Annotated in this window: 19 protein-coding genes and 1 pseudogene; all 20 read left to right on the top strand. The window is 45.7% G+C overall.

Annotated elements, in window-relative coordinates:
• Positions 1-163: 163 nt before the first annotated feature.
• The 20 genes and pseudogenes from allE to BQ9856_RS18310 all read left to right on the top strand — a co-directional run bounded on the left by allE (position 164) and on the right by BQ9856_RS18310 (position 24,821).
• The gene (gene allE / locus BQ9856_RS18405; RefSeq protein ID WP_077612325.1) at positions 164-952 is read left to right on the top strand and encodes a (S)-ureidoglycine aminohydrolase; all 789 of its coding nucleotides are present in this window, start codon (positions 164-166) and stop codon (positions 950-952) included.
• A 260-nt stretch (positions 953-1,212) separates the two neighbouring features.
• Positions 1,213-2,265: an ureidoglycolate dehydrogenase gene (gene allD / locus BQ9856_RS18400; RefSeq protein ID WP_077612324.1), complete on the top strand. Its 1,053-nt coding sequence runs from the start codon at positions 1,213-1,215 to the stop codon at positions 2,263-2,265.
• Positions 2,266-2,279: 14 nt separating this feature from the next.
• Positions 2,280-5,303, top strand: coding sequence for a DUF1116 domain-containing protein (gene fdrA / locus BQ9856_RS18395; RefSeq protein WP_077612323.1), 3,024 nt, complete (start codon positions 2,280-2,282; stop codon positions 5,301-5,303).
• Positions 5,278-6,228: a carbamate kinase gene (gene arcC / locus BQ9856_RS18390; protein WP_442855546.1), complete on the top strand. Its 951-nt coding sequence runs from the start codon at positions 5,278-5,280 to the stop codon at positions 6,226-6,228. The genes fdrA and arcC overlap by 26 nt, the downstream gene beginning before the upstream one ends.
• A 21-nt stretch (positions 6,229-6,249) precedes the next feature.
• Positions 6,250-7,860 (top strand): L-lactate permease, encoded by a 1,611-nt coding sequence (locus BQ9856_RS18385; protein ID WP_077612321.1) that lies wholly within the window; start codon positions 6,250-6,252, stop codon positions 7,858-7,860.
• Between the two features lie 42 nt (positions 7,861-7,902).
• Positions 7,903-8,115, top strand: coding sequence for a hypothetical protein (locus BQ9856_RS18380; protein WP_077612320.1), 213 nt, complete (start codon positions 7,903-7,905; stop codon positions 8,113-8,115).
• Between the two features lie 14 nt (positions 8,116-8,129).
• Complete coding sequence (locus BQ9856_RS18375) at positions 8,130-9,368, top strand: M20 family metallo-hydrolase (protein WP_077612319.1); 1,239 nt, start codon at positions 8,130-8,132, stop codon at positions 9,366-9,368.
• 155 nt (positions 9,369-9,523) lie between these two features.
• Positions 9,524-11,188 (top strand): PucR family transcriptional regulator, encoded by a 1,665-nt coding sequence (locus tag BQ9856_RS18370; RefSeq protein WP_077613440.1) that lies wholly within the window; start codon positions 9,524-9,526, stop codon positions 11,186-11,188.
• 107 nt (positions 11,189-11,295) lie between these two features.
• Positions 11,296-11,738 (top strand): annotated as a pseudogene (locus tag BQ9856_RS18365) (nitroreductase family protein).
• Positions 11,739-11,963: 225 nt separating this feature from the next.
• Positions 11,964-12,518 (top strand): dTDP-4-dehydrorhamnose 3,5-epimerase, encoded by a 555-nt coding sequence (gene rfbC, locus BQ9856_RS18360; RefSeq protein WP_077612318.1) that lies wholly within the window; start codon positions 11,964-11,966, stop codon positions 12,516-12,518.
• Positions 12,519-12,533: 15 nt separating this feature from the next.
• On the top strand, positions 12,534-13,346 hold the full coding sequence (locus BQ9856_RS18355; RefSeq protein WP_077612317.1) for an ABC transporter permease: 813 nt from the start codon (positions 12,534-12,536) through the stop codon (positions 13,344-13,346).
• A gap of 22 nt (positions 13,347-13,368) precedes the next feature.
• Entirely contained in the window at positions 13,369-14,715 is a 1,347-nt protein-coding gene (locus BQ9856_RS18350) for an ABC transporter ATP-binding protein (protein ID WP_077612316.1), read from the top strand.
• Positions 14,716-14,728: 13 nt separating this feature from the next.
• Entirely contained in the window at positions 14,729-15,508 is a 780-nt protein-coding gene (locus BQ9856_RS18345; protein WP_077612315.1) for a class I SAM-dependent methyltransferase, read from the top strand.
• Positions 15,495-18,608, top strand: a complete 3,114-nt coding sequence (locus tag BQ9856_RS18340) for a glycosyltransferase (protein ID WP_077612314.1) — start codon at positions 15,495-15,497, stop codon at positions 18,606-18,608. Before BQ9856_RS18345 ends, BQ9856_RS18340 begins: the two co-directional genes overlap by 14 nt.
• A 70-nt stretch (positions 18,609-18,678) precedes the next feature.
• A complete protein-coding gene (locus BQ9856_RS18335) occupies positions 18,679-19,767 on the top strand; it encodes an acyltransferase family protein (RefSeq protein ID WP_077612313.1) in 1,089 nt (362 codons plus the stop codon).
• A gap of 115 nt (positions 19,768-19,882) precedes the next feature.
• Positions 19,883-20,590, top strand: a complete 708-nt coding sequence (locus tag BQ9856_RS18330) for a nucleotidyltransferase family protein (RefSeq protein ID WP_077612312.1) — start codon at positions 19,883-19,885, stop codon at positions 20,588-20,590.
• Positions 20,587-21,657: a GHMP family kinase ATP-binding protein gene (locus BQ9856_RS18325; RefSeq protein ID WP_077612311.1), complete on the top strand. Its 1,071-nt coding sequence runs from the start codon at positions 20,587-20,589 to the stop codon at positions 21,655-21,657. The genes BQ9856_RS18330 and BQ9856_RS18325 overlap by 4 nt, the downstream gene beginning before the upstream one ends.
• Before the next feature lie 36 nt (positions 21,658-21,693).
• Positions 21,694-22,272 (top strand): D-glycero-alpha-D-manno-heptose-1,7-bisphosphate 7-phosphatase, encoded by a 579-nt coding sequence (locus BQ9856_RS18320; RefSeq protein ID WP_077612310.1) that lies wholly within the window; start codon positions 21,694-21,696, stop codon positions 22,270-22,272.
• Between the two features lie 14 nt (positions 22,273-22,286).
• Positions 22,287-22,913, top strand: coding sequence for a D-sedoheptulose-7-phosphate isomerase (locus BQ9856_RS18315; protein ID WP_442855595.1), 627 nt, complete (start codon positions 22,287-22,289; stop codon positions 22,911-22,913).
• A gap of 75 nt (positions 22,914-22,988) precedes the next feature.
• Positions 22,989-24,821 (top strand): hypothetical protein, encoded by a 1,833-nt coding sequence (locus BQ9856_RS18310; RefSeq protein WP_077612308.1) that lies wholly within the window; start codon positions 22,989-22,991, stop codon positions 24,819-24,821.
• The last annotated feature ends 10 nt before the right edge of the window (positions 24,822-24,831 follow it).

Here is a 24,831-nt window from a genome sequence, read left to right as displayed (position 1 = left end):
AATAAATGTTAAAAAATAAACAAACGGGGGAAAAGTGGATAAAAAAAAGGAGGGCTTTTATCGCATCTTACAATTGAAATAATATAGAATACCTGCAATAATGAACATATAGATATTGGCTGCCTGCCAGGAACAGACCAAAAGAAAAGTGAGGAGATTAATTATGAGCTATTTAAACGGGCAAACGGGTTACCGTGATGATTTATTGGCTACCAGATCCGTTGTAAAAAAAGAAAATTATGTTTTAATTGAACCGGACGGGATTGTAAAAAACGCGATTCCGGGATATGAAAAATGTGATGTTACGATTCTCGGATCTCCTGCAATGGGTGCTTCTTTTGCGGACTACCTTGTAACGGTCCATGAAGGGGGAAATAACCCCGCATTCGGTGGAGAAGGACTGGAAACATTTATTTATGTAATCGAAGGTTCCGTTAAAGTGAAAAACGCAGACAAAGAAGAGACTCTTACAGAAGGCGGGTATATTTATTCACCGGTAAGCAAGACGGTATCTTTTGCAAATGCGGGAAAAGAAGACGCGAAGCTGTTTGCCTATAAACGCAGATATGAAGCGCTGGAAGGACACAGCGCTCATACAGTAGCCGGAAATGCAGATAACCTTCCGTGGACTCCTTATGAAGGTATGGAAAACTGCTTTATCCGGGATTTCCTTCCTGCAGCGGAGGATTTTGGATTTGATATGAATATGCATATTCTGAGATTCCATTTAGGGGCTTCTCACGGATATATAGAGACTCATGTTCAGGAGCATGGAATGTACTTCCTTTCCGGAAGCGCAATGTACAGACTGGATAACGACTGGGTTCCGGTAAAGAAAGGCGATTATGTATTTATGGACGCATACTGCCCCCAGGCATGTTATGCAGTCGGACGTGAAGAAGAGCTTACATATATATATTCCAAAGATTGCAACAGAGATGTGAAGCTTTAAAAGATTGGCTGCAAAAATTAATATATCCGTGAAAACCGGCTTATCGGTATCTGACATATACCGATAAGCCGGTTTTTCCATGCCTAAATATGATAAAAGAAATCACAATATCACAAAAGTGGATAAAAATCAAAAGTACATTTATCTAGTTATTTGATTGAAAAGGGAAGGAAAAATAGTGATAATAGATAAATAAAAACTGGTTGGTCATAATTTGCTGTAACATATTAACCGTTAATTATGAAAGTGAGGAAATAGAAATGAAGCTTTTAAGAGCTGAACTAAAAGATTTAATGAAAAAAAAATTGATGAAATCCGGATTGAAAGAAGATCATGCTGATATCACAGCAGAAATCCTGACATGGTCGGATGAGAGAGGATACCATTCTCATGGGGCTGTCAGAGTAGAGTATTATTGTGAGAGAATTTCGAAAGGCGGCATTACAACAGATCCCCATTTTGAATTTAAGGAAACAGGTCCGTGTTCTGCTATTTTCGAAGGGGATAATGGATGCGGATATGTGGCTGTGAAAATGGCAATGGATAAGGCAATTGAAATGGCAGAGAAAAATGGTATTGCAGTTGTTGGTATCCGTAATATTTCACACAGCGGTTCTTTGGGATATTATACGGAAATGGCAGCAGACCGGGACATGGTGGCAATTTCCTTCTGCCAGTCAGATCCAATGGCGGTTCCGACCGGAGGAACAGAGCCGTATTACGGAACAAATCCAATTTCTTTTGCAGCGCCCACGGCGGATGAAAGAAAAGTCGTATTTGATATGGCAACCACGGTGCAGGCATGGGGCAAGATTCTGGATAAAAGATCCAGGGGAGAATCCATTCCGGATACCTGGGCTGTAGATGAAAAAGGGAATCCGGTAACAGATCCTAAGAAAGTAAACGCGCTGGTTCCGATTGCAGGCCCAAAAGGATATGGCCTTATGATGATGGTGGATGTTTTTTCGGGAATCCTTCTGGGCGTGCCTTTCGGCAAGCATGTAAGCTCCATGTATCATGACTGCTCGAAAGGGAGAGAGCTGGGACAGATGCATATTGTTATGGATCCGAAGCGTTTTACAGGAATAGAAGAGTTTAAGAAAAACATGTCCGTTACCTGCGATGAGTTAAACGCAATACCGCCGGCAGAAGGATATAACAAAGTATACTATCCGGGCGAGAGGGCAGTTATGAGACGGGACAATGCTTATGAGACCGGCGGAATTGAAATCGTAGATTCTATTTATGAGTATTTAAATAGCGATGCGGTCCATTTTAACAGGTATGATCACAAAAACAGATTTGCAGAATAAGGAGAAATGCCAATATGTTAAGAACAGTAGTAAAAAAAGGAAGCTATCATGATTCAGTGGTACTGATGCTTCTTACAAACCAGTTATCAACAATCAAAGGAGTAAACAAAGTTTCTGTCATGATGGCGACGCCGGCTAACAAAGATATTTTTAAGCAGAGCGGTCTGGATACGGAAGAATTAATGGAATCCACAGCAAATGATATGGTTGTTGTTGCCGACGTGGAAGATGACAGTATGCTTGATACCATTATGGAAGAAGCAGAGGAATTCTTAAAGAAGCAGTCCGCATCTGCAGAAAATAAGACAGGAGCAGAAAATGTAAAATCATGGGACAAGGCACTGGAGAAGCTTCCGGATGCCAATCTTGCGGTGATTTCCATACCGGGAGCCTATGCGGCCCTTGAGGCAGACCGGGCATTAAATGAGGGTATGAACGTGTTCATGTTCAGTGACAATGTCACGATTGAGGACGAAAAGAAATTGAAAGAAAAGGCACATGAAAAAGGACTTGTTGTTATGGGCCCGGATTGCGGGACCAGCATTATTCAGGGTGTGCCGATTGCGTTTACAAACCGTGTAACACCAGGTGCCATTGGAATTATAGGGGCATCCGGAACAGGCATCCAGGAGCTTACTACAATCATTGACCGTCTCGGCGAAGGTGTAAAAAACGCCATAGGGACCGGCGGCCGGGATCTGTCGACGGAAGTCGGTGGTATTACTATGATGGATATGATCGATGCAATGGAAGATGATGACAGCGTGAAGGTCATGATCGTAATTTCCAAGCCGCCGGCAAAATCAGTCAGAGAAAAAATTTCAGCAAGACTGAGTGTCAGCAGGAAACCGGTAATTACTTTGTTCCTGGGAGAAAAACCGGAATATCATGAGGAGAATTTCTATCATACATATACACTTGATGAAGCAGCCCGTCTGGCAGTCAGTCTGGTACGCGGGGAAAAGGTAAATGAAGGTGAGGTTCATGTGGATAAATCCGCATGTTATCCTGCAAAAGCGAAGAAGACGATCAAGGCATATTACTCAGGCGGAACGCTTGCCGGAGAAGCTGCTATGCTGATGAAAGATGCGTTGAAGCTTAAAATTCCGCCGGAAAAAGCAGAAGGATATATGCTGAAAACCGGAGGGCACATCGTTGTAGATCTGGGTGATGATGTATATACACAGGGCAAGCCCCATCCGATGATTGATCCCGCAAAAAGAATCGAATGCATGAAAGAAGCAATTGATGATGAATCTACAGGAGTAATTCTTCTGGATATCATGCTTGGATATGGATCTCATGCAGACATGGCAGGAGCTTTGCTTCCGACAATAAAGGAACTTCGTGATAAGGCAGAGAAAGAAGGCAGAAAAGTTTTCTTTATTGCAACTGTCTGCGGTACAAGAAGCGATTTCCAGGGGTATGATGATGCGGTGAAAAAGCTTAAGGATGCCGGAGTTATTGTATGCGAAACAAATAAGCTTGCTGTTCGTACGGCTATCCAGTCGATTGGTCTTGACTTTGAGGAGCCGAAAAAAGAAATCCGGCCAAAGCAGGTTTCGGATGTGATTCCGGGAAAGGCTTCAGAAAAATTGCTGCAGATGCTGGCAGAGAAACCAAAGATTATAAATCTTGGGCTGAAAAGCTTTTCAGAAGTCGCAGAGCAGTTTGGATGTGAAGTGGTACAGTACGATTGGACGCCTCCGGCAGGCGGAAATGTGGAATTAATAAAGATTCTGAATTTTCTTAGAAATTATAAAAATCTGGATATCGATGAGGCGAATCGTGCAGTAATCACAAAAGTCGTTGCAAGTCAGCCGGTTATAAAAGACAATGTCCGTGCAAAAGAGGTGATTCCTGAATTGAATGAAGGAAAAGTCATCCTTCATGCAGGTCCTCCGATTGCTTACAGCGATATGCCGGACCCGATGCAGGGATCATGTGTGGGCGCAGTTCTTTTTGAAGAATGGGCGGATACCGAAGAAGAGGCAAGAAAGCTTTTGGAGTCCGGAGAAGTGAAATTCATTCCCTGTCATTCTGTAAGGGCAGTAGGACCGATGGGCGGAATTACCTCTCCGAATATGGCAGTGTTTGTTGTGGAAAATACGACAGACGGGAATGAAGCTTACTGTACCATGAATGAGGGAATTGGTAAGGTACTTCGTTTCGGCGCATACTCCGGAGAAGTTGTAAGCAGACTCCGCTGGATGAGAGATGTCCTTGGACCGGTCCTGGGAACAGCAATCAGGGAGATAGGAGGAATTAATGTAAATCCTCTTATTGCAAAAGCCATTGCCATGGGAGATGAATTCCACCAAAGAAATATTGCTGCTTCTCTGGCATTTTTGAAAGAAGTCGCCCCGGCAATTACGAAAATGAAAATGGATGAAAAGGATCGTTATGACGTTATTAAATTCCTGTCAGATACAGATCAGTTCTTCTTGAATATTATGATGGCAACCGGAAAGTCAGTTATGGATGCGGCACGGACTCTGACAGACGGTACGATTGTGACTGCGATGTGCAGAAATGGTGTGGAATTTGGTATCCGCATTGCCGGAATGGGTGATGAATGGTTCACAGGACCGGTAAATACTCCGCAGGGGCTGTATTTTACAGGCTATGACAGCGAGGATGCCTGCCCGGATATGGGAGACAGTGCAATTACAGAAACATTTGGGGTAGGCGGCATGGCAATGATCGCTGCACCTGCTGTTACAAGATTCGTAGGGGCGGGCGGATATGAAGATGCGCTCCGTACCAGCACAGAAATGGCGGAAATCACCGTTGACAGGAATCCGAACTTTATCATTCCAAACTGGAATTTCCAGGGAATCTGTCTTGGAATTGATGCAAGGCTTGTTGTGGAAAAAGGAATTACTCCGGTAATCAACACAGGAATTGCCCATAAAATTGCCGGATATGGACAAATAGGAGCAGGGACGGTGCATCCGCCGATGGAATGCTTTGAAAAAGCGATCACGGCGTATGCGAAGAAACTGGGTTTCGATGAAGGAGAAAGCCGTGGAAAATAAAAGAATTGTAATAGCCCTGGGAGGAAATGCCCTGGGCAAAGATATAGAAGAGCAAAAGGAAGCAGTTGCCAGGACAGCCAGGGTTATCGTGGATCTTGTACAACAGGGGTTTTCTATTATTGTTACACATGGTAACGGACCTCAGGTGGGGCTGATTCAAAATGCCATGGATAACCTTACCCTGGTGCAGGAAGGCTGTAAACAGGTACCTCTGCCGACCAGTGTGGCAATGAGCCAGGGATATATAGGAATTGACCTGCAAAATGCGATCAAATATGAATTTTTCAGGCGCAATATAGATGGAAAGGTTTCTACCATTCTTTCACAGGTGGAAGTGGATGAGAACGACGAAGCCTTTCAGAATCCAACAAAGCCAATCGGAAGATTTCTTACGAAGGAAGAGGCGGAGAAAAATGAGGCAAATGGAGTGCGGTGTATGGAAGATGCAGGCAGAGGATACCGCATCGCCGTACCGTCTCCCATGCCAAAGAGAATCCGGGAGTTGGAAACAATAAGGACACTCATGAACGCAGGGCATGTGGTTATAACCTGCGGAGGAGGAGGAATCCCGGTTGTCAGCAGAGCCGGGAAGCTTGTCGGCATGAATGCGGTAATTGATAAAGACAACGTGAGCAGCCTGCTGGCATCGCAGACAGGAGCTGATTATCTGGTCATTCTGACGGCTGTGGAAAAGGTTGCGGTAAATTTCGGAAAGGAAAACCAGGAATGGCTTTCAGACCTGACAGTAGAAAAAGCCAGAGAATGTATTGCGCAGGGACAGTTTGCAAAAGGTTCCATGCTTCCGAAAGTCGAAGCAGCCATCCGGTTTGCAGAATCCGGGAAAGGCAGAAAAACGTTAATTACGCTGCTGGATAAAGCATCGGACGGAATTACCGGAAAGACGGGAACCCTTATTCATGTATAGTAAGAACGAGGAAATTTTGATATGAATATACCAGTTAATATATTTACGTGGGGAATGGCATTTCTGCCGATCATTGTATTATTGATCCTGATGATTAAATTCCGGTGGGGAGCGACGGAGGCTGCACCTGTCGGGCTTATTATAACAATTATTACGGGAGCTGTTTTTTTTAAGGCTGATTTAACAGTGATTGCATCGGAAAGTGCGAAGGGCATATGGAATGCATTGATTATTTTGATTATTGTCTGGACAGCGATTCTTTTATATCAGGTAGGCGATGAAGCAAAAGCTTTTCTGGTAATACGGGACGGAATGAGAAAGCTGCTGCCCAATGAACTGCTGCTGGTACTTGCAATGGGCTGGGTGTTTGAAGGTTTCCTTCAGGGAATTACCGGATTTGGTGTTCCGGTTGCCGTTGGCGCCCCTCTTTTGATCGGAATCGGAGTGCAGCCGGTCTGGGCAGTCATTATTCCCCTTCTTGGACAGGCATGGGGAAACACTTTTGGAACATTAGGAGCAGCGTGGGATTCCTTGGTCATGAGTGTCAGTCTGGCAGCAGGAAGCAGAGAGTATATGATGACTGCATTTTGGACTGCTGTATTTATCTGGTTCTGGAATATTGCTGTGGGAGTTGTCGTATGCTGGTTTTACGGAAGAGGAAAGGCTGTAAGGAAGGGGCTGGCAGCAGTGATCATTCTATCATTGATACAAGGCGGAGGGCAACTTCTGCTTACGCAGGTCAACACAACGATAGCCTGCTTTGTACCGGCCTGCCTGTCTTTGCTTGTCATACTTCTTCTGGGGAGAACCAGAATGTATAAAAATGAATGGAGCCTGGAAGACAGTCCGATCATGGATCGGGAATTTGCAAAACAAGAGGGCGGGCAACTTCCGAAAGGCATGACGCTGGTACAGGCATTTGTCCCTTATTTTCTGCTGTCAGCGATTGCGCTGGCCGTTCTCGTAGTAAAACCGGTTCACGGGTTTCTGGCGCAATTCCAGTTTGGACTGGCTTTTCCGGAGACTTCGACCGGATATGGATTCGTGAATGCGGCAAGCGGCTGTTTTTCCCCATTAGCACCATTCACGCATGCAAGCATGTTTTTGCTGGTGTCTTCTGTTGCCGGACTTTTGTATTACAGGAAGAAAGGCTTTATAAAAGAGGGAGGGACAAAGCGGGTATTTGTTAAATCCGTTTCCATGACCATGCCTTCTGGTATTGCGATCATTGGTCTTGTAATGATGTCAAAAATTATGGCTGGAACAGGCCAGACGGTTGTATTGGCCAACGGAATTGCGAACGTGCTTGGAAAGGTATATATTGCGCTGGTACCTTTTGTGGGACTTTTAGGTACATTTATGACCGGAAGCAATATGAGCTCCAATATTTTATTCGGCGGATTCCAGATGACAACAGCAAATCTGCTGCAGGTTGATCCGACAGCTGTTTTAGGAGCCCAGTCAGCAGGCGGTTCAATCGGAGGTGCAGTAAGCCCGAGCAACATTATTCTGGGAACCACAACAGCAGAAATTCTGGGAAGTGAAGGGGAAGTGCTAAAAAGAATTCTCATGGTTACGGTCCCGGTTACAATCGTAATCGGATTGTTTCTGTTTGTATTGCTGGGAATATAATAAATTCATAATAAATTCATAAGAAAGAAGAAGCAAGTGTGAATGAAAGAGAAAGGTTTTTTTCAAACGAAAGCAGGAGGATTGACCATTGCATTTATTGCAATTATAGTTGCATTTATTACAATAATGATTGGCTTGTATAGTGCCAGTAAGGTGTTATGTCTCGTGGGCTTCGCGATTGTTGTTGCTGCAATGCTTTATTCACCTTGTAAAGTGTATATTTACGATTGCATGAAAAACGATAAAAGAAAATAAGCGAGGGAAAACAAATGGCTGTTGAAGAGGTAACAGGCAGAATCGCCAAAGATTTGGAGTGTTTAAAACAGTATACTGCAACTCCGGGAGAAGGATGTACCCGTCTTCCTTTTACAAAAGAGTCCAGAAATGCGGTAGAATATCTTAAAACAGTTATGAGGGAAGCAGGGCTAAAAGTGCATGAAGATGCGGCAGGAAATGTAATAGGTGTCCTTGAAGGAGAAAATCCGGAGCTTCCATGTGTTATGATGGGATCTCATTATGACTCTGTAATGAATGGTGGAGACTTTGACGGGATTGCAGGAATTGTATGCGCGATAGAAGTTGCACGGGAGCTGAAGGAAAATTGCATTACACCAAAAAGAAATTTTGTGGTTGTTGGCTTTTGTGATGAAGAAGGCATGCGGTTTGGAACCGGTTATTTTGGCTCCGGAGCAATACTGGGCAACCGGGATGCAGAGTATTGCGGGAAATTTAAAGATACCGACGGAATTTCCATTTATGACGCTATGAAAGGATATGGATTGGATCCTGAGAAGATCGGAGAGGCAAAATGGCCGGAAGGCTCTATTGGATATTTTCTGGAGATGCATATCGAGCAGGGGCCTGTTCTGGATGCGGAAGGAACGGAACTGGGGTTGGTGGACTGTATTGTCGGCATTCAAAGATATATGGTTACAGTCCACGGAAGAGCAGATCATGCCGGAACAACACCAATGGACATGAGGAAGGATGCGGTAGATGCTGCTTCCAAAGTCATCTCAAAGATAGCGGACTGGGCCAGAGAAAAAGCGGATGGAACCGTTGCAACAGTAGGATATATCAATACGATTCCGGGAGGCATGAATATTGTGGCTGAAAAGTGCGGGTTTACAGTGGATATCCGCTCAAGAAACAACGATAATATCAGTGACATTGCAAAAAGAATTCGTACTGCTTTGGACCATGAAGTAAAGCTGATGGGAGGCAGTTACGAAATGGAAAACAAGCTTAAGATTACATCGGTAAATTTATCGGCGGATATGCTGAAAATAATGGAAGAAAGCTGTAAAGAACATGGATTCAGCTATAAGTATCTTTCGAGCGGAGCCGGACATGATGCGCTGGAAATCGGGCAGGTGATCCCTGCGGTTATGCTTTTTGTTCCAAGTAAAGATGGAAGAAGCCATTGCCCGGTAGAATTTACAAAATTCAGTGATTTTGCAAAGGCATCAGTCATTATGACGGAACTTGCGGAGAAATTGCTGGCATAGAGGAAATGAGTTTACAGCCTGAAATTCAGGAGCCGGGCTTTTCAAAGCCCGGCTATTATGCCCCAATGAGGACACTCATTAACTACCGTTTCCTGCTATTTTGTGTTATACTAAATGAATATGATAAAACAATAAGAAGGGAGGCGAAGGAGGCAATGAAATTTACAGTTGAAGAATTTCTCCGGATGGAAGAATTAGGAAAGATGACTTTGATTTGCGGAGAGAACGGCTTAAAAAAGGAAATCAAGGGCGCTACAATCATTGAGGCTCCTGATATTGTCAAATTTATCAATGGAGGAGAGCTGTTGCTGACAGGTTTGTATGCGTTTCGTTCATGTACAATTGAAGAGTTTAAAAACTATATTTCCGAGCTGCAGAGAAAAGAAGTAAGCGGATTGATTTTAAAAAGAAGGAGACTGGTGGAAGATGTGGAAAGTAAGATCGTGCTGTTGAAAGAATATGCAGAAAAATGCAATGTTCCTTTGATCGAGGTCCCTTTTGAAATATCTTTCCAGACCATTTTGTCACTGGTTATGGAGCGGCTTTTTAACGAAGAAGTGACAAAATTAAAATACTATAAAACAACGCATGATAATTTTATGGCTTTGTCGCTTTCCAACAGTTATAAAAAAAATCCGGTCGGGGATATTTTAGATATGCTCAACAAACTGATTCGTAATCCGATCGCTCTTTACAATCAGAATATGTCGTGTTATGCGTCAGCAGGTGATGAGGAGATAGGATTTGAATTATCCAAAAATGCGAGTGAGTATGATCCCGGTATTTTTTCTAATTATAAGTACATGGAGCAGAAGGGGGAATATACCCAGTATATTGTCAGAATTAGTCTGAATGTAGGGGTACAGATGTACCTCGTGATTATAGAAAAAGAGATCAGGTTTAATCAGATGGATTGTATTGCAGTGGAGAATGCTATCGTTGCACTTCAATATGAATTCTCAAGAAAGTTCGCCGTATCGAAACTGGAAAAGAAGTATCAGCATGATTTGTTGAATAATATTCTGAATGGAAAAGTAACTTCTGCTGATGAGCTGAAAAAGAATGCGAGCCTTCTTGGGATGAACCCAAATGGATATTACCGGGTTATTGTCTTTGGAGTAACGTATGAAGGAAGCCCACAGAAGAAAATGAACGAGAGGCTACGTCACATTAATTGGCTGGAAGAAGTTGTAAAACAGCAGCTTATGGATGTGAAAGTGCTTACGGATATGGATAAGGTAGTTGCTATAAAGACAGTAAACCCGAATCGGACACAGGTAGAATACCGCAAAGAATTAAAAGAAATGTGGAACAAGGTGCAGACTGGCATGAGCCGGCATAATAAAAAGTTTCGGGTTAAGGCCGGAGTGGGAAAGATTGTAGATGGGATTATGCAGCTGGCGGTGTCATACCAGGAAGCGGCCGATGCATTTTCCTTCATTGATATTGCAGCGGATATTTTATATGAGGGAAATTCGTATATCATGATGTTTTCGGATTTAGGAATCTTCAAGCTGCTGTGTCAGATGGATGATCCGGCTATGCTGCTGGAGTATGTTCCGGAATCGCTTCAGAAATTATATAATTATAAGAAACCGCAGCAGGAAGATCTTGTTATAACACTGAAGACCTATCTGAATTATAACCAGAATCTTTCGAAGACGGCGCAGGACTTATATGTGCACTATAAAACGGCGGCTTACCGCATTGCAAAAATCTCAAAGATTACAGGGATAGATTTTGACAATGCTAATGAAAGGCTTGCAGTCAGGATCGGGCTGGTAGTTTACAAGCTGATTGAGAATTACAATAAAATGTAAAGCAGGTAAGCGGCGAGAATGGCAATAAGGCTTGGTGCGGATGTACATGTTGTTGAAAATGTGGCTGTTTATAATTTTACAGACAAAATGGAAGTGAGGGAAGGAATATGGATCTGATAGAAATTATGAGAACAAGACGGAGTGTCAGAAGTTATACAGAGGAAGAGATTTCTGAAGAAAAGATTATGAAAATCGTGCAGGCAGGGCTCTTATCAGCTTCAGGAAAGGCAAGCTGAAAGAAGCGGCATGTGCGATTGTAGTCATCGGAAATTCAGACGTGACGGATGTATGGATAGAAGACTGTTCTGTAGCAATGAGCAACATGCATCTCGCAGCGCACAGTCTTGGACTTGGAAGCTGCTGGGTGCAGGGACGGCTGCGTAAGGCAAACGATGGAAGAGATACAGAAGATTTTTTACGGGATATACTGGAGTTTCCTGAAAATTATAAGCTTCAGGCTATCCTGACAGTTGGAGTTCCGAACGAAGAAAGGGGAGCATACGGTTTATCGCAGCTTCCGATGGATAAAGTCCATATTGGGAAATTTTAAAGATGCCGCAGTCATGAAATGGCTGTAGTAAGTGCTTCAAAAGATGACGTACGCAATATCCACACCATGGTGGTAAGCGGGTGATATCATTTTTTGAGGCACTTCTTATTGGCCCCGTTCCTGTCATATTTTAACAAAAATCCCCCTATATATAGAAATCTGCTCCAACTTGTGGTAGAATGCTACAAGTAAAAGAATGATTTAACAGGTAAAGGAGCATAAATTATGGGAAAGATAAAAGTAACAGAATGCGGGATTGAAGGGCTATATGTGATCGAACCAACGGTATTTCCTGATTCCAGAGGTTATTTTATGGAAACCTATAACCAGAATGATTTTAAGGAAGCCGGACTTTCCATGGTTTTTGTACAGGATAACCAGTCCATGTCCGTAAGAGGGGTCCTGCGTGGCCTCCATTTCCAGAAGCAGTTTCCCCAGGGAAAGCTTGTGCGGGTCGTGAGAGGAAAGGTATTTGATGTGGCGGTGGATTTACGTTCCTCTTCAGGGACCTACGGAAAATGGTTTGGCGTGGAGCTGTCTGCGGAAAACAAGAAGCAGTTTTATATTCCGGAAGGCTTTGCACACGGATTTTTAGTTCTGTCCGATGAGGCGGAGTTCGCGTATAAGTGTACCGATTTCTATCATCCGGGCGATGAAGGCGGAATTTTATGGAGTGACCCGGAAATCGGCATTGACTGGCCGGTCGAAGAGGGTATGAAGCTGATTATTTCCGATAAGGACCAGAAATGGAGCGGAATCCGCGATACCTTCAAATTTTAGTGAGAGGAGAAAACCATGAGTTATCTGGTTTCCTTGTTAAAAGAAATCGTCATAAAAAGAAAATTGATTCTGGACTTGTCAAAAGCCGATTTTAAGAAGCGGTTTGTAGGCTCCTATTTCGGCATTGCGTGGATGTTTCTGCAGCCTCTGGCAACGATTCTGGTGTACTTTTTCGTGTTTCAGCTGGGCTTTAAAAGTGTTCCTCCCGTACCGGATTACCCATATGTGCTGTGGCTGATACCCGGCATCGTTCCCTGGTTTTATTTCAGCGAGGTTTTGAATATGGGAACCAACTGCCTGCAGGAATACAATTACCTGGTGAAAAAGGTGGTGTTCCGGGTGGAGATCCTGCCGGTCATCAAGATGCTTTCCTGCCTGATGGTTCATGGCATTTTTGCAGTCATCATGATCGTGGTATTTCTCTGCTATGGTTTTCTGCCTAAGATCAGCTGGATCCAGATCATCTATTATTCCTTTGCAAGCTCCATGCTGTCTCTGGCGATCGCATATTTTACCAGTGCCGTCAATGTATTTTTCAAGGATATCGCTCAGATCGTAGGGATATTCCTGCAGTTTGGTATCTGGATGGTGCCTGTTATGTGGGCACCGGAGATGTTTCCCTCCATACCCGCCTGGCTGCCTTCCCTGCTTAAGGTCAACCCGTTCTATTATATCGTGGCGGGGTACCGTGACAGCATGCTGACCGGAAACTGGCTGAACGAGCGGCCCACTCTGGGACTGTATTTCTGGGGTGTTACCATTGTCCTCATGCTTGTGGGGCTGAAAGTATTTAAAAAGCTGCGTCCGCATTTTTCTGATGTGCTGTAACCAGCTTAATTTGGAGGATTTAATGTCCGTAGAATCGAACAACAAAGCAATTTCTGTTAATAATGTAACAAAAATCTATAGATTATATGACAAGCCTATAGACCGTTTAAAAGAATCCTTAAGTATAACCCATAAGAACTACCATCGGGATTTCTATGCCTTAAACGGCATTTCCTTTGATGTGGAAAAGGGACAAACCGTGGGAATCATCGGTACCAACGGTTCGGGCAAGTCCACCATACTGAAGATCATCACCGGAGTCCTGACTCCTACCAGCGGCAAGCTGGAGGTAAATGGGGTCATTTCCGCTCTGTTGGAGCTAGGAGCCGGGTTTAACATGGATTATACCGGCATCGAAAACATTTACATGAACGGAACCATGATGGGTTTTTCCAAAAAGGAGATGGATGAAAAACTTCAGGATATCCTGGAATTTGCGGATATCGGGGATTTTGTTTATCAGCCGGTCAAGACCTATTCCAGCGGCATGTTCGTCCGGCTGGCATTCGCCCTGGCGATCAATGTGGAACCTGAAATTCTGATCGTTGATGAGGCGCTGTCCGTAGGCGATGTATTCTTTCAGGCAAAATGCTACCGCCGCATGGAGGATATCCGGAAGAACGGCACCACCATTTTGATGGTTACACATGATATGGGAGCAATCATTAAATACTGTGACCGTGTAGTAGTACTGAACAAAGGGAATTTCATTGCCGAGGGAGAACCGGGGAAAATGGTGGATCTTTATAAGAAGATCCTGGCAAACCAGATGGACGACCTCGGTGAGGAGCTGGAAGAGATCAGAACCGGCGTTTTAAACGATTTTTCCGGGGAACCGGCTGTTTCCGGGAAGCAACCGGAGAGTACCCGTTATCAGGGTCTTATGAAGGAGAAGCTTACGGTTAACCCCAATCGCACCGAATACGGTGACAAAAGGGCGGAAATCGTGGATTTCGGGCTTTTTGACGAGAGGGGAAATGTGACTAACCTGCTGTTAAAGGGGGAACGCTTTACCATTAAGGAACGGATCCATTTCAATACGGAGATCGAGACGCCGATTTTCACGTACACCATCAAGGATAAAAGAGGAGCCGATTTGACCGGCACCAATACCATGTACGAAGCCTCTGATGTAAAGGCTGTAAAAAAAGGCGATGAGTATGAGGTGGAATTCAACCAGAAAATGACCCTTCAGGGAGGGGAATATCTGCTGTCCATGAGCTGTACCGGTTTTGAAAACGGAGAACATGTAGTCTACCACCGCCTGTATGATATTGCAAACATTACAGTCATTTCCAATAAGAATACGGTAGGGATTTATGATATGGAATCGGAAGTAAGCCTAAAGCTTTACCGTGCAGGAGAATGAGGAGGAAGTATGCATGAAAGATATCAGTCCTGAGGTCAGGAATCTGTTGCTTAAATATAACGGGGATATGAAAAAGCTGCTTAAGGAAAATCCTAACCAGGATTACTTATATGCCTTATCGGATATCCGTGAGAACATACTGGAGTGGTACGGGTTTGATGAGGAGGCTTCATTACTGCAGGTTGGTTCCGACTACGGCGCTCTTACCGGCTTATACAGCAGAAGGGTGAGCCAGGTAACGGTCCTTGACCCGAACCGGAATAACCTGTCAGTCAACCGCCTCCGCTATCAGAAGCAGGAGAATATCCGTTATGTGACCGGGGATTTAGACTCCTTTGAAGAAGATGGGTTTGATTATGTGGTCATGGTTGGATCCCTGACGTCCCCTTATGACGGGCAGATCAAAAAAGCAAAATCCCTTTTAAAGCCGCAGGGAAAGCTTATTCTGGCTGTTTGCAACCGCCTGGGCTTAAAATATCAGGCAGGGGCTGTGCCGGACAAAGACCGGCTTTCCAGGGCAGAAGTCCGGGAGCTTCTGTGCGGCAGGGAAGGAACGGACGGACAGGCAGAATTCTATTATCCCATGCCGGACTACCGTCTGCCCATAACAATATATTCCGACGGGTACCTGCCGGGCAAGGGAGATTTGTCCCATGCCATTCTGGCCTATGATTATCCCAAATACTTAAGGTTTGATTTGGGAAAGATGTTTGATGAGGTATGCGAGGGAAAGCAGTTTGAGACATTTGCCAATTCATTTTTAGTCATATGGAGCCGCCATGAAGAAAATTAATTTTGTAAAATACAACAAAACCCGCAGGGAAGCGTTCCAGATCCGCACCAGTCTGGTGGAGGTGGATGGTTGTCCCTTTGTGGAAAAAACAGCCTTAAGGGATGAAGGCGCCGCCCATATAAAATCACTTGCGGACAAATACCGGAGCTTAAAGGAGCAAAACCAGAAGCTGAAGGTTGTAGAGGTTTCCCTAAGTCCCGATGGGCGGACCGCCCGTTTTGATTTCCTGAAAGGGGAAACCTTATCCGAGCTTCTTGGAAAGGAGATCCGTGATGGAAAGGTTTCCGTTTCCCACGTGGAAGACGGGATTTCCATGATTTTAAATGTCAGGGAAAACTACATTATTCCCTTTACCATCACCCCCGAATTTGAAGAGGTATTCGGCAGCCTTTCTGAGGCGGATGAAAGCATGAAAAAGGACTGGTCCTTTCAAACGTCCAACATCGATTGTCTTTTTGAGAACATCATGATGACCGCGGATGGCCCGTATTGTCTGGATTATGAATGGGTATTTTCCTTTCCGGTCCCCATGACATTTATTAAATTCCGGATGCTCTATTATTTTTATGAGCAGTATAAGAGTATTTTACGCTATGGTTCCATGGAAGAGTATATGGAAGAATTCGGCGTGGAGACAGAGCGCATCGGTACGTATCAGGAGATGGAGCGCCATTTCCAGGAATACGTCCACGGGGAGAACCAGCAGATCTATCTGGTCAATTATATGCATGAAACCCATGCACTGCCGGAGGATATGTACGTCCTGTCACAGATGATCGATGATACAAAAGAACATATATCTCAACTGGAGCTGGAGATAAAGGAAAAGGATGTAACCATCACAAAGCAGCAGGAAGAGAAGCGCCTGACCGATAATCATGTGAGCAACCAGGAAATGATCATTGACACGCTTCGCAGGGACTGCCAGAATATGCAGGAGATGGTCGCCGGCCTTCAGGGGCACCTGGCATTTACCTACCGCGTTGGGAGAAAGCTTGGAAGAATCTTCGATGATAAATTTCCCGAAGGGACGAGAAAACGGAAATTTTTATCTTACGCCAGGGATACAGTTCTCCATCCGGTCCGGTCCTTTCGCCTCTATACAACCGAAGAGGGGAAAAACCTGATCGAAGGGGATATGAAAATCGGAGATATATACCGTATACATGGAAAACTCCGCTTTGTAAAAGAGGGGCACCCAACCGTGTCCATCATCATTCCGGTTTACAACCAGATCCATTATACCTATGCCTGCCTTGCGTCCATTCTGGAACATACAAAGGATGTGGTCTATGAAGTCATCATAGCGGACGATGTTTCCACCGACGCCACGGCGGAACTGTCTAAATTCACCGAAAATGTAGTGATCTGCCGCAATGAGACCAACCAGGGGTTTTTAAGAAACTGCAACCAGGCGGCTAAGGCGGCCAGAGGAAAGTATATCATGTTTCTTAACAACGATACCCAGGTGATGGAAGGCTGGCTCAGCAGTCTGGTAAATTTGATCGAATCCGATCCGTCCATCGGCATGGTGGGTTCCAAACTGGTTTATCCGGATGGGCGGCTGCAGGAAGCAGGCGGGATCATCTGGAGCGATGGTTCCGGCTGGAATTACGGGCGCCTCGATGATCCGGATAAGCCGGAGTACAATTATGTGAAGGATGTGGATTATATTTCCGGTGCAGCGATCCTCCTGTCCAATGATCTGTGGAAATGGATCGGCGGATTTGATGAACGCTTTGCGCCTGCTTACTGCGAAGATTCTGATCTCGCCTTTGAGGTGCGGAAGGCGGGGCTGCGGGTCGTCTATCAGCCGCTTTCGAGGGTCATTCATTTTGAAGGCGTATCAAACGGTACGGATGTCAATGGCTCAGGCCTTAAGCGGTATCAGGTGGAAAATGGACGGAAGCTGAAAGAAAAATGGGCGGCCGAGTTTCGGAAGCAGTGTGAAAACGACGGAAATCCCGACCCCTTCAGGGCCAGAGAGAGAAGCCAGGGCAAGGATATCATTCTGGTGGTTGACCACTATGTGCCGACCTATGACCGGGATGCCGGTTCCAAGACCACCTTTCAGTATTTGAAGATGTTCCTGGAAAAGGGGTATGTGGTGAAATTCCTGGGCGATAACTTCCTTCATGAGGAACCTTATTCCACTGTTTTGCAGCAGATGGGAATCGAGATTCTTTACGGCAAGGATCATCAGGCCGGGATCTGGGACTGGTTAAAGAAACATGGAGATGACATAAAGGTGGCATATTTAAACCGCCCCCATATTGCTACAAAGTATGCTGATTTTATCAAAAACCACACAAAAATGAAAATCATTTATTACGGTCACGACCTGCACTTCTTGCGGGAAGGCAGAGAGTATGAACTGACCGGAGATCCGGAAAAGAGGAGGTCCTCTGAATACTGGAAGTCCGTGGAGCTGCGTATTATGAGAAAGGCGGCGGTTTCCTATTATCCCTCCTATGTGGAGCGGGAGGCCATCCATCAGATCGAGCCATCCATAAATGTGAAGGCCATTGTGGCCTATGTATTTGAGAAGTTCCTAAATCACATACCGGCTGACTTTGAAAAGAGGGAAGGTCTGCTGTTTGTAGGAGGCTTTGCCCATCCGCCGAATGCAGATGCGGTTTTATGGTTTGCCGGAGAAATATTCCCCCTTATCCGGGAACGGCTCAAGGTGAATTTCTATATCGTCGGCTCCAAGGTGACGGATGAGATTAAAGCTCTGGAACAGCCGGATAACGGGATCATTGTTAAGGGCTTTGTTACGGAAGAAGAATTGTCAAGGCTTTATGCCGGCTGCAGGATCGTGGTGGTGCCGCTGCGCTACGGCGCCGGAGTGAAAGGAAAAGTCATTGAAGCCTTGTATCATGGTGCTCCTGTGGTTACCACGTCTATAGGCGCGGAAGGAATTCCGGAGTCAGAGACGGTTATGGCGGTAAGAGATGAACCGGAGGCTTTTGCCGGGGAGGTCTTATCCCTTTACCAGGATGCAGACCGGTGCAGGCAGATGTGCCGGGATACCCAGGATTATATCCGCAGATATCACAGCATAGACGCAGCCTGGAACGTGATCGGAGAAGATTTTTAAAGGAACTGTCTGGAAGGCGGCCGCGCCCTGGTTTCCCCGGGTGCGGTACCGTCCAGTCAGGGAGAATTACATGGAAGAAAAAAAGAAGGAACGGTTTTTGTTCTGGGATATTTTAAAAGGAATCGGCATTGTATCCATTGTTTTCGGACATTCCCAAAACCTTGGGATTGCCATTCGCACCGTATATTACTATCATCTGGCTATATTCTTTTTCATATCAGGATATCTTTATAATGAAGAGCGCTATGGCGATAAACCCTTTGAATTTTTTGCACGCAGGCTGAAGAATATGTGGGTTTCTTATATCAGCTATGGCGGCCTGTTTGTTTTATTACATAACCTGCTTTCTGAATATCTTCTTTTTCCGTCAGATGATTACAACAAAAAAGAACTTTTGTACGCCATGATGAACACCCTGTTCCTTCGCTGCGCCGAAGGGCCTGCAGGCGCGTTATGGTTTGTTCCTGTCATGCTGGGAGCCGGTACGGTCTTTTCGGTCATCATCTGGTTTTGCCGTAACTACCTTCCCGCTTCTGTTCGTTCGTGGGCGGCAGCAGCTTTCTGTATTGTGACCGGCCTATTTGGCATAGCCTTAAACCGGAAAGGATTATTCTTAAACTACCACATGCAGACAGCCATACTGGTGATTCCGGTTTACTATGGAGGATATCTGCTGCGGAAAAGGAAGATCTCCGTTGAGAAATACACGACCTGGTATGGTGCAGCCGCCTGTGCAGGGCTTTTCTGGTATTTTCTGGCGTTTACCAAAGAGAGTGTAGAGTTATCCGTCAATGAAATACCGGGAGGAATCAATTTCTATGTAATATCCGCAGCCGGGATCTATCTCTGCTGCTTTGCGGCCAAATGCCTTCAGAAAATTCCAAAGGCAGGCCGGGCAGCGGCTCTGCTTGGAAGATATTCCTTTGACATTATGGCTCTTCATTTTCTGGTGTTTAAGACCATTGACTGGATCCATGCACGGCTCATATCCGAGCTCATAGAAAACCAGGGCGGATTTCCCTATTCCTATCCGGAACTCCATTTCCTGTACCTGGTTTTAGGAGTGCTCTTACCTGTACTGGCTGCAATGGGAATAAGGAAAGCGGTCCATGGGCTGGGGCATGTGGTCCGGACATGGGCCGGAAGTCAGGAAACATGACCTTCCGCCTTTCCAACTTTATGCCAAATATAGTGGATTGTTCCAAAGGATATATGATATAATAAGAACGTTTCAACCATTTAACCGATGAAGATGATATCAGGAGGATACCGATATGCAGGCAGTTTTGCTGGCAGGAGGTCTTGGCACACGGCTCCGTTCCGTGGTAAGCGACAGGCCTAAGCCAATGGCGCTGATTGAAGAGAAACCTTTTATGGAATATGTAGTAATGGAGTTAAGGAAACATGGAGTGACTGAAATTATTTTTGCTGTTGGATATAAGGGCTCCATGGTAGAAGAATATTTTAAAAACGGATCAGAGTGGGGAATCCGGGTTTCCTATGCCTATGAGGAGGAACTCCTGGGAACCGCAGGAGCCATTAAGAATGCAGGACAAAAGGTGACCGAAGACCGGTTCCTGGTCTTAAACGCGGATACCTTTTACCAGATTGATTATACCAGGCTGATGACCTTAAGCGAAGAGCGCGGCCTTGACATGGCTCTGGTGCTGCGGGAGGTGCCGGATGTGTCCCGTTACGGACAGGCTGTTTTAGAAGACGGCTGGCTGACGGCATTTGATGAAAAGACAGAAGAAAAGCGCCGGGGAACCATTAACGGAGGCGTTTATCTGATGAACCGCTCCCTGCTCGATGCCATACCAAAAGGTAAGGTGTCCTTAGAGCACGACATGATTCCGAAATGGCTGTCCGGGGGAAAGAAGCTTGGCGGTTTTGTCAATGACGGATATTTTATTGATATCGGAATCCCGGAGGACTATTACCGGTTTATGGATGATGTGAAGAAAGGAACGGTGATCATATGATAATCAGAGGACGTGCACCCCTGCGGGTGAGCTTTGGCGGAGGCGGTACGGATGTGGCTCCATTCTGTGACGAGCAGGGAGGAGCGATCATCGGAAGCACCATCAATAAATACGCATACTGCTCCATCGTTCCCAGGGAAGATGATCAGATCATCGTTCATTCCCTGGACTTTGATATGACAGTCAAGTATAATACCAAAGAAAATTATGTATATGACGGACGCCTTGATCTGGTAACGGCTGCATTAAAAGCCATGGACATCAAACAGGGTTGTGAAGTGTATTTGCAGTGCGATGCGCCGCCGGGATCGGGTCTTGGGACATCCTCCACCGTCATGGTGGCCTTGCTCACCGCCATGGCCAAATGGAAAGGCGTGGAGATGGACTGCTACGCCATGGCGGATCTGGCTTATAAAGTAGAGCGGGAGGATTTGAAAATCGACGGCGGATATCAGGACCAGTATGCCGCCACCTTCGGAGGCTTTAACTTCATTGAATTCCACGGACGCAACAATGTGGTGGTCAATCCTCTCCGGATCAAGAAGGAAATCATCCACGAGCTGCAGTACAACCTGCTGCTCTGCTATACGGGCAACGTCCACGTATCCGCCAATATCATCAAGGATCAGGTAAAGAATTATGAAAAGAAGGATCCGTTTGATGCCATGTGCGAGGTAAAGGCTCTGGCTTATGCCATGAAGGATGAATTGTTAAAGGGGAATTTATACAGCTTTGGAAAGCTTTTGGATTACGGATGGAAGAGCAAAAAACGTATGAGCAGCAAGATATCCACGCCTCAGATAGAAGAGCTTTACGAAGAGGCCTTAAAAGCAGGAGCCTTAGGCGGAAAGCTTTTAGGAGCCGGCGGAGGCGGGTTTCTCCTGGTATACTGCCCTTATAACGTGCGCCATAAGGTGGCGGCCCGAATGGAAGAAGCCGGGGGACAGCTTACGGACTGGAACTTCGAGCTGCGTGGAGCCCAGGCGTGGATCACCGATGAAAACCGCTGGGATTATAATAATATCCGGGTTGCCATTCCAGGCGGCGAATATCATTTTGAACTGTAAACGAGAGAGAAAGGCACCAGGAGAATCGAAAAACAGATGGAGAAAATTGTATTTTTAGACCGGGACGGTACCATTAACGAAGAAGTGGAATACTTGCACAAACCGTCGGATCTGGTCATCCTGACCGGGGTGCCGGATGCCTTAAGGCGGCTGAAAGAGCACGGATTCAAGCTTGTGGTGGTCACCAACCAGGCGGGGGTGGCAAGAGGGTATTATGGCGAAGAGGATGTGGTATCCCTGCACGAATATTTAAACAGCCTCCTTTTAAAAGAGGGAGCCGGGATCGACCACTTTTTTTACTGTCCCCACCATCCGGTCCATGGAATCGGAAAATACCGCCGGGAATGCCATTGCCGGAAGCCGGAGACCGGCATGTTTGAGATGGCGGAAGAATATTTCCAAGTGGACAAGGACCACTCTTATATGATCGGGGATAAGCTTCTGGATACGGAAGCCGGAAGGAGATATGGAGTGAGTACGGTGCTGGTAGGAACCGGATATGGCCGGGAATTGTATGAAAGCATGGCCGGGGAACAGAAGAAGGAATCTTTTGATGCCTATGCCGCAACCATGAAAGAGGCTGTGGACTGGATACTGAACAGAGAAGGAGTGTAAAATACATGGAGCCAATGAAATATTTAGAAGAACTGATGGAGCGTTACCCGGTGCTTGAGAGAGTGAAGCCTCAGATCAGGGAAGCTTATGAAATTCTGGCAGCCTGCTATGAAAGCGGCGGAAAGCTGTTGATCGCCGGAAACGGCGGAAGCTGTGCCGACGCAGAGCACATTGTGGGGGAATTGATGAAGGGGTTTGTGAAGCGCCGTGCCGTATCTGCGGATTTTGCAAAGAGGCTTATGGAAGCGGATCCGGAGCGCGGAAAAGAACTTGCTGAGAAACTGCAGGGTGGCCTTCCGGCCATTGCCTTGACCGGCCATCCCGGCCTTTCGACCGCATATTTAAACGATGTGGACGGTGAGATGATTTATGCCCAGCAGACCTATGGCTATGGAAGAAAGGGCGATGTATTTCTGGGAATCTCCACTTCCGGCAATTCGAAGAATATCATGTATGCCCTTACGGCAGCAAAAGCGATCGGAATGAAGACCATTGGCCTTACCGGAAAAGACGGGGGGCTTTTAAAAAGGGCGGCAGATGTTGCCATTGTGGTCCCGGAGACGGAGACATTTAAAATACAGGAACTCCATCTTCCGGTTTATCATGCGCTCTGCCTGATGTTAGAAGAACGGTTTTTTTAAGAAAGGGAGTAAGGGGAAAGAAATTTCCCCCATTCCTGAGCAAATGACGTTTAAAACGCGTAACAGGAGGAAAAGATGGAAGACAGACAATGGATCGGAAAAGAAGCCGCATGGAAAGACGAAATCATCGCAGCCGCACTTTTGCTGGCCTTTGCTTTTTTCATAAACAGGGGGATTGAGATAAAAGGACTTTATATGGATGACCTCTACCTTTGGTCCTGCTACGGAGAGCAGTCGTTCCGTGAATTTGTATTTCCATTGGGAGGTACCAGGTTCCGTTTTGTGTATTATCTGGCAGCCTGGCTGGAGCTTATGATCACAGGCAGCCATATCGGCTGGTTTGTACCGTTTAACATTTTATTAAACACCTGCATTGCCTATACGGTATACCGGTTCGGAAAACGTTTGTCAGGCAGGTGGCTGATCGGATTTCCCTGCGGGATCCTGTATCTGCTCTCCAGAATGTCCTACTATCAGATCAGCCAGGTATACGGTCTGATGGAAAGCATGGCGCTGTGGGCAGCGATCGGCATTTTTTATTGCCTGTACCGCTATGTGTCTGAGGAAGAAGAAAGTAAGGGACTTGCATCCGCGGCAGTGGCTCTGTATTTTTCCGTGTGCTTTATCCATGAACGTTACATGGTTCTGCTTCCGCTGTTTTATGCAGCTTTTCTTATGAGAAAGGAAAGGCGTCCGAAACACTGGCTTGGTGTTACGGCCGTATTTCTGGCAGTTCAGGCAATCCGCTTTTTTACGATTGGAAACCTCTCTCCGGCAGGAACCGGCGGAACGACGGTGGCGGATACCTTCCGGCTTTCAGATGCATTCCGGTATGCCATCAGCCAGGTGTTCTACCTGTTCGGAATCAACGCAGGACCGGATCACTTAAACGGTTTAAGCTGGGGGAAATCACCGGCCTGGCTTCATGTTCTGGTAGTTTTTGCGGATCTGTTCCTTTTCAGTATGATCGTAATGTTTCTGATAACAGTCATCAGAGAACGGGAATACTTAAAAGTACGCCTTCGTGTAATAATCCTGTTTCTCCTGTTCATCGCCTTGTGCATCGGCTCCTCCAGCGTTACGATCCGGGTGGAAACCAGATGGATTTATGTATCCATGACGGCTGCATGGCTTTTTGCTGCCTACATGTGCGGTGTTGTGGTGCCGAAAAAGGAGACAGGAGTGAAGCTTGCCAAACCGCTTTTTTACTGTGGCCTGTTCTTTTTTTACGGTCTTTTCATGCTGCCTGTGGAAAGTTTTTACCGCGGGAAATATGAGAACCTGTATTACTGGTCCGACCAGCAGCGGTATAACTCGCTTGCAGAGGTGACTTACGAAAAATATAAGAATGATATATTTGGGAAAAAGATCTTTATTATGGGTGATTCTTATGAGATGAGCGATTTTACCGCCCATACTTTTTTTAAGACCTTTGACAGGCAGCGGAAAGCAGAAGGGACGGAGGTGTACTTCATTAAATCCATTCACGACATCGGCCTGGTAACTCCCAATATGCTGATCCTTCGGGAAGATCCGGCCCACAATGCATTTCAGGATGTCACAGATTTTGTCCGGACCATGAAATTAGAGCCGGTATATGGATATTATGAGGACGGCTGGCTGGATGAAAGTGCCAAAGTCCGGATAATGGCAGGGAAAGAAGGAAAAATTCTTTTAAAGTTCTACTATCCGGGAAAGATTACCGGCTTGGAACACATTACCGTGACCATTGATGGGAAAGAAGAAAATGTAATTCCCATCAATTCCAGTACGGTAACCGCTGAAATTGACGGGTCGCCGTATCAGGTCACAGAGCTGGGTTTTGAAAGCAACTTTTATTATGAAGATGCGACGGAACAAAGAGGAGAGAAGCACCTCTCTGTGGTCGCTGAAATGACCGCAGATTAAGGGATATAAG

It is taken from the genome of Clostridium sp. Marseille-P2415, from assembly GCF_900155545.1.
In the GTDB taxonomy this organism is placed as follows: Bacteria; Bacillota; Clostridia; order Lachnospirales; family Lachnospiraceae; genus Lacrimispora.
The sequence above is the reverse complement of the archived record's forward strand: the minus strand, read 5'-3'. Positions and strand labels throughout refer to the sequence as shown.